At 72.1% G+C, this 6,340-nt stretch carries 6 protein-coding genes and 1 tRNA gene; 1 reads left to right on the forward strand and 6 read right to left on the reverse strand.

The genetic code is table 11. The features are described 5' to 3' along the window. Positions 1-16 precede the first annotated feature (16 nt). The 4 genes from V6U86_RS32440 to leuC all read right to left on the reverse strand — a co-directional run bounded on the left by V6U86_RS32440 (position 17) and on the right by leuC (position 5,098). On the reverse strand, positions 17-2,017 hold the full coding sequence (locus tag V6U86_RS32440) for an endonuclease/exonuclease/phosphatase family protein (protein WP_334510182.1): 2,001 nt from the start codon (positions 2,015-2,017) through the stop codon (positions 17-19). A 162-nt stretch (positions 2,018-2,179) separates the two neighbouring features. Continuing rightward, positions 2,180-2,878, reverse strand: a complete 699-nt coding sequence (locus tag V6U86_RS32445) for an HU family DNA-binding protein (RefSeq protein ID WP_334510184.1) — start codon at positions 2,876-2,878, stop codon at positions 2,180-2,182. Positions 2,879-3,050: 172 nt separating this feature from the next. Further along, entirely contained in the window at positions 3,051-3,638 is a 588-nt protein-coding gene (leuD, locus tag V6U86_RS32450; RefSeq protein WP_334510187.1) for a 3-isopropylmalate dehydratase small subunit, read from the reverse strand. A 14-nt stretch (positions 3,639-3,652) separates the two neighbouring features. Then, positions 3,653-5,098, reverse strand: coding sequence for a 3-isopropylmalate dehydratase large subunit (gene leuC / locus V6U86_RS32455; protein WP_279516866.1), 1,446 nt, complete (start codon positions 5,096-5,098; stop codon positions 3,653-3,655). Between the two features lie 49 nt (positions 5,099-5,147). Here leuC and V6U86_RS32460 point away from each other — a divergent pair, with 49 nt between their 5' ends. Further along, positions 5,148-5,834 carry an IclR family transcriptional regulator gene (locus tag V6U86_RS32460; RefSeq protein WP_007456408.1) on the forward strand — a complete coding sequence of 229 codons (687 nt, stop codon included), beginning with the start codon at positions 5,148-5,150 and terminating at the stop codon, positions 5,832-5,834. Between the two features lie 189 nt (positions 5,835-6,023). Here V6U86_RS32460 and V6U86_RS32465 read toward each other — a convergent pair. Then, positions 6,024-6,096: transfer RNA gene (locus tag V6U86_RS32465), tRNA-Glu, on the reverse strand. Positions 6,097-6,140: 44 nt separating this feature from the next. After that, positions 6,141-6,340, reverse strand: a 200-nt coding sequence (locus V6U86_RS32470) for a hypothetical protein (protein ID WP_334510193.1), incomplete at its 5' end; no start/stop codon positions are given.

Genomic DNA, 6,340 nt, shown 5'->3' on the forward strand with positions numbered 1-6,340 from the left:
CCCGGCCCCGCTCTCGTCAGCGGGGCGGCAGGGTCAGGGTCACCGCGACCGGCAGATGGTCGCTGGCCGTGCTGCGCGGCGCGACCGGATCACTCGGCGTCAGACCGGGCGAGACGAAGATGTGGTCGATCTGCTGGCGCGGATCGTCGGCCGGGCTGGTCGCCAGTGGGCGGGCGGCCGCCAACGCGTCGACCAGGCCCGCATTGGAGAACTCCGCGAACGCCTCGTCGCCGGGCTCGGTGTTCAGGTCCCCCGCCACCACCAACGGCCGACCGGCCGCGTACCGGGTGGCGAAGTCGGCGACCGCGCGGGCCTGAACCACCGGGCCCCTGCCGGGCGGCGGTTGCAGATGGGTGCTCACCACTGCGGTACGGACACCGTCGCCCAGGTCCAGCGTGACGGCGAGGGCCTGCGCTCCGGTGGGCGCACCGACGGCGGCCAGTGGCAGGGTCCGCGGATCGCGCACCGGCCAACGGCTGAGCACCGCGTCACCCCAGACGGGGTCGGCGGCCGGCCCGAAGACGTACGGCATACCGAGCCGGTCGGCCAGCAGATCCAGGGTGTCGTGCCCGCCGTTGAGCAGCCACGCCCGGTCCACCTCGCTGAGCAGCACCACGTCGGGCTGTTGCCGGTCGACGACGTCGGCGAGACCGCTCAGGTCGAACCGGCCGTCCAGCCCGAAACCCATCCGGATGTTGTACGCCACCACCGTCAACCGCTCCGGCGGGCCGTCCCGGTTGCTGGCCACCGGCACCTCGTCGGCGAGTGCCGGTGCCAGCAGTGCCAGCGCGGTGACCACGGCGGTGGCCCGGAGCGGCGCAAACGGCCCAGGCAGCCGGTGGACGACGGGACGGGCGGTGAACGCCACGGCGGCGACCAGCACCGCCACCACCACGGGCACCGCGGCGTTGGGATAGCCCAGATCGTAGGCCGAGTAGTAGCCGACTGCCCCCAGCGCGAAGACGAGCATGCCGGCGGCGACCGCGTACCCCCGCCGGGAGGCGCTGGCATTCGCGGCGTCGCTGCCGGGGTCGCTGGCGTTCGCGGCGTCGCTGCCGGGGTCGCTGGCATTCGCGGCGTCGCTGCCGTCGCTGCCGTCGCTGGTCTCGTCGGTCAGGGCGAGGCACGCGCCGAGACCGACCGCGGCGAGGACGACGGCCGGGAGGAGCAGGTCACCCCGGTCGAGGGCGAACAGCACCGCACCGGCGAGCAACGCCACCGGACCGTACGCGCGGCCCCACCCGCGAGGCGGCCGGGTCAACGCGGCGCCCAGGAAGCCGGCGACCGCCACCGGCACCGGTGCCAGGCCGAACAGCGGCGAACGAGCCACCCCATCCCCGGCCAGGTACGACATCCCGGTCCGGGCCAGTGCCGGGGAGAGCGCCACCATCCCGGCCAGCAGCAACGCGGGCCCGGCCAACAGCCAGGCCCGGCCACCACCGGGGCCGGCAGCGGCGTCAGCAGGGCCGTCAGGGCCGCCAGCAGGGCCAGCGAGGGCGGCACCGGGCCGGCCGGGTTGCGCCGTGCCCACCAGGAACACCGCCACCGCGACGGCGCTGAGCAGCCAGGCCATCCAGTCGCCCCGCCAGACCAGGTCGACGGTGTCCAGTACCGCGTGCAGGGCCGCGTTGACCGCGAACCCCAACGCCAGCCCCGGGACCGGGCGGTCGGTGTCCGCGGCGACGCCGACCAGCCAGACCAGGCCGGCGAGCAACCCGGCGGTGGCCAACCAGAGCTGCGTACGCCCGCCGGGAGCGGCGGTGAGCGTGAGTCGGGCGACGGCGAGCGCGACAGCGGCGACGACCGTGACCGGGCGGGCGCCGACCCGGCGGACCACGGCGGGCGCGCCCATCGCGAGCACGAACCAGCCGAGGGCGAACGCCCCCATCAGTTCGGCGGGGGTGGACGCCGCCTGACCGAAGATGGTGATGATGCCCGGAAGCCAGACCCGCAGCACGTCGATGAGGAGGAGCACGCCCAGCGCGAGCGTCCCGGTGGTGAGCTGGCGGTAGCGCACCGGTGCCCCACTTCCCGTCGACGGGCCGGCGGAGGGGGGCCGGCACGGCGATTCTGCGTGACCGAGCCAACCGGGTCAACGGCCACAGATATGCCGAACAAAGGCTCCGGTACGCCGAAAGGGCGCCCACCCACGGGTGGACGCCCTTGCGGAGCGGGTCGGTCAGCGCTTGCTGGCCGCCTTCTTCGCCGGAGCCTTCTTCGCCGGAGCCTTCTTGGCCGGAGCCTTCTTGGCCGCCGTGCTCTTGCTCGCCGACGCGGTGGTCTTCTTCGCCGCGGTCGACCGGGTCGCCGCGGTGGTCTTCTTCGCCGCGGTGGTCTTCTTGCTGGCGGCCGTCTTGGTCGCCGTGGTGCTCTTGCTCGCCTTGGCCGGGGCGGTCTTCTTGCTGGCGGCCGTCTTGGTCGCCGTGGCGGTCTTGGTCGCCTTGGCCGCGGCGGTCTTCTTACTGGCCGCCTTGGCCGCGGTCGCCTTCGTGCCGGCCGCCTTCGCGCCGGCCGCCTTGGTGCCGGCCGCCTTGGTGCCGGCCGCCTTGGCCGTGGTGGTGCTGGAGGCGGTCTTCTTCGCCGCCACCGTGGCCTTCGGCACCTTGCCGCTGGCCACCATCTCCTTGAACCCGGCGCCGGGGCGGAAGGTCGGGACTGACGTCTTCTTGACCTTCACCGCCTCGCCGGTACGCGGGTTGCGCGCTGTTCGCGCGCCACGCACACGCTTTTCGAACGCTCCGAATCCGGTGATCGCCACCTTCTCGCCCTTGGTGACCGCCGCCTGGACCTCGGTGAGAACCGCGTCGAGCGCGGCCGTCGCCATCTTCCGGTCCCCCAGGCGAACGGCGAGCGCCTCGATGAGCTCGGCCTTGTTCACGACTTCCTCCCGATTGTGCAACTGACTCGTCGCGAGCCATTCTGCGCGCACGGTATGCCCTGTGCTGCCGGGACACAAACATTCGGTAGAAAAAAGCCCTTGTGTCGTAACGGATTCACCCCCACCGGTTGGACCGATGGGGGTGAAATCCGCTGTGCCAGCGGCCTAACGGCTATGCCACTGAGGGCAGGAACGGCAGTCGGCGCGCCTCGTAGGAGTCGATGTGGGCTGCGTGCCGGAGGGTGAGTCCAATGTCGTCGAGGCCTTCCAGGAGGCGCCAACGGCTGAAGTCGTCCAGCGGGAACGACCAGCTCGCATCCCCCGCCCGGAGCTGGCGGGCGGTCAGGTCGACGGTCACCGGAGTGGTCGGATCCCCCTCGATCAGGTCCCACAACTCTTCGACAGCTTTCAATTCCAACTCGACCGGCAACAGACCTTCCTTGAGGGCGTTGCCACGGAAGATGTCACCGAACCGCGGGGCAACCACCGCGCGGAAGCCCCAGTCCCGTAGCGCCCAGACGGCGTGCTCCCGGGATGAGCCGGTGCCGAACTCCGGACCGGCGATGAGGATCGACGCCCCGGAATAGTTTTCATCGTTGAGCACGAATGCCGGATCTTCCCGCCAGGCACTGAACAGCCCGTCGGCGAATCCCGTCCGGGTCACCCGCTTGAGGTACACGGCGGGGATGATCTGATCCGTGTCCACGTTGGACCGGCGCAGCGGCACGGCGGTGCCGGTGTGGGTGGTGAACTTGTCCATCTCGTCGGTCCCTTCTACAGGTCGGCGGGGGCGGCCAGCCGGCCGACCACGGCGGTGGCGGCGGCCACCGGCGGGGAGACCAGGTGGGTGCGCCCGCCCCGGCCCTGACGGCCCTCGAAGTTGCGGTTCGAGGTGGAGGCGGAGCGCTCGCCCGGCTTCAGCGTGTCGGGGTTCATCCCGAGACACATGGAGCAGCCGGCGAACCGCCACTCGGCCCCGGCGTCGGCGAAGACCTTGTCCAGCCCTTCGGCCTCGGCTGCCTCGCGTACTGCGGCGGAGCCCGGCACCACGAGCATCCGGACGCCGTCGGCGACCCGGTGGCCACGCAGCACGTCGGCAGCGGCCCGCAGATCCTCCAGGCGACCGTTGGTGCAGGACCCCACGAAGACCACGTCGATGGGCAGCTCCCGCAGCGGGGTGCCGGGGCGCAGGTCCATGTATTCCAGCGCCCGGCGGGCGGCGGTGCGCTCCGAGTCGGTGGTGAACTCCTCCGGGTCCGGCACCGGGGCGCTCAGCGGGGCACCCTGCCCGGGGTTGGTGCCCCAGGTGACGAACGGGGTGATCTGGCTGGCGTCCAGGGTCACCTCGGCGTCGAAGCGCGCGCCCTCGTCGGTGGGCAGCGTCCGCCACCACGCCACCGCCGCGTCCCAGTCCGCGCCCTGCGGCGCGTTCGGTCGACCCTTGAGGTACGCGAAGGTGGTCTCGTCCGGCGCGATCATGCCGGCCTTGGCGCCCCACTCGATGGACATGTTGGCGATGGTCATCCGCCCCTCCATGGAGAGGGCGCGGATCGCCTCGCCGCGGTACTCGACGATGTGCCCGCGGCCCCCACCCGTGCCGACCTGCGTGATCAGCGCGAGCACCAGGTCCTTGGCGGTCACGCCGGGCGCGAGGCGACCGGTGACGTTCACGGCCATCGTCTTCGGCCGGCTCTGCGGCAGCGTCTGGGTGGCCAGCACGTGCTCCACCTCGCTGGTGCCGATGCCGAAGGCGAGCGCACCGAAGGCGCCGTGGGTGGCGGTGTGTGAGTCGCCGCAGACGATCGTCAGACCCGGCTGGGTGAGACCGAGCTGCGGGCCGATCACGTGCACGATGCCCTGGTTGTCGTCGCCGAGCGGGTGCAGCCGCACCCCGAACTCGGCGCAGTTGCGGCGCAGCGTCTCGATCTGCGTACGCGACGTCGGGTCCGCGATGGTGAGCAGGTCACCACGGCGGAGGCGGAACGCCGGGTCGGCGTACCCGGTCGGGGTGTTGTGGTCCTCGGTCGCGAGGGTCAGGTCGGTACGACGCACCCGGCGCCCGGCGAGCCGCAGCCCGTCGAACGCCTGCGGGCTGGTCACCTCGTGCAGCAGGTGCAGGTCGATGAAGAGCAGGTCCGGCTCACCAGCGGCGGACCGTACGACGTGCGCGTCCCAGACCTTCTCGGCCAGGGTCCTCGGCTCAGGAGTGACTCCCACCATCTGGACATCCTAAATTCTGGGAGGTAAGTTTCGGCTTGTGGGACACAGTATGAGCGGTGTCGGCGTTCTCGACAAGGCGGTGGTCATCCTGGCCGCCTGCGTGGACGGCGCCAGCCTGGCCGAACTCGTTGAACGCACCAAGCTGCCCCGGGCCACCGCGCACCGGTTGGCTCAGGCCCTGGAGATCCACCGGATGCTGGTGCGCGACACCCAGGGCAGATGGCGACCCGGCCCCCGCCTGGGCGAGCTGGCCAACGCCGCACCGGACGTTCTGCTCACCGCCGCCGAGCCGTTGCTGGCCGCGCTGCGCGACGCCACCGGTGAGAGCGCGCAGCTCTACCTGCGCCGCGCCGACGAGCGGATCTGCGTGGCGGCGGCGGAGCGGGCCAGCGGTCTACGGGACACCGTTCCGGTCGGCTCGGTGCTGCCGATGACGGCCGGCTCGGCAGCCCAGATCCTGCTCGCGTGGGAGCCGCCGGAGGCGGTGATGCCGCTGCTGCCGCGCAGCAAGTTCACCGGCCGCACCCTCGCCGAGGTACGCCGTCGTGGCTGGGCGCAGAGCGTCGCCGAACGGGAGGCCGGTGTGGCGAGTGTCTCCGCCCCGATCCGCGACCGGACCGGCCGGGTGATCGCCTCGGTCAGCATCTCCGGCCCGATCGAGCGCCTGGGCCGCCGCCCCGGCGAACGCCACGCCATGGCCGTCGTAAGAGCCGGCCAACGCCTGTCCGGCCTCTAACCCCCACCTCATCTCCCACGTTTCCCGCGTTGATCATGAAGTTGTTGTCACGACACGCCGAGGCCGATGGCAATAACTTCATGATCAACGGTGAGAGGGGGGCTGGGGGCTGGGGGGCCGGGGTGGGGGCGGACAGGTGGGGGCATGGGGAAAGGCTCATCTCGCGGTTGCGAGATGAGCCTTTGGTTGTAGCCCCGACCGGATTCGAACCGGCGCTACCGCCTTGAGAGGGCGGCGTCCTGGGCCACTAGACGACGGGGCCAGAACTTTTCCGTTCACCACCCTCGCGGGCGGTGCGACTGTAGTCTAGCGGCACCGCACCCCGGGCATGAGCGCGGGGTACGAGGTCGCCCGTGCGCCCGGCAGCAGGCCGGCGACAGGCCGGCGACAGGCCGGCAGCAGGCCGGCAGCAGGCCGGCAGCAGGCCGGCAGCAGGCCGGCAGCAGGCCGGCAGCAGGCCGGCAGCAGGCCGGCAGCAGGCCGGCAGCAGGCCGGCAGCAGGCCGG

This window comes from Micromonospora sp. CPCC 205558 (assembly GCF_036902955.1).
In the GTDB taxonomy this organism is placed as follows: Bacteria; Actinomycetota; Actinomycetes; order Mycobacteriales; family Micromonosporaceae; genus Micromonospora.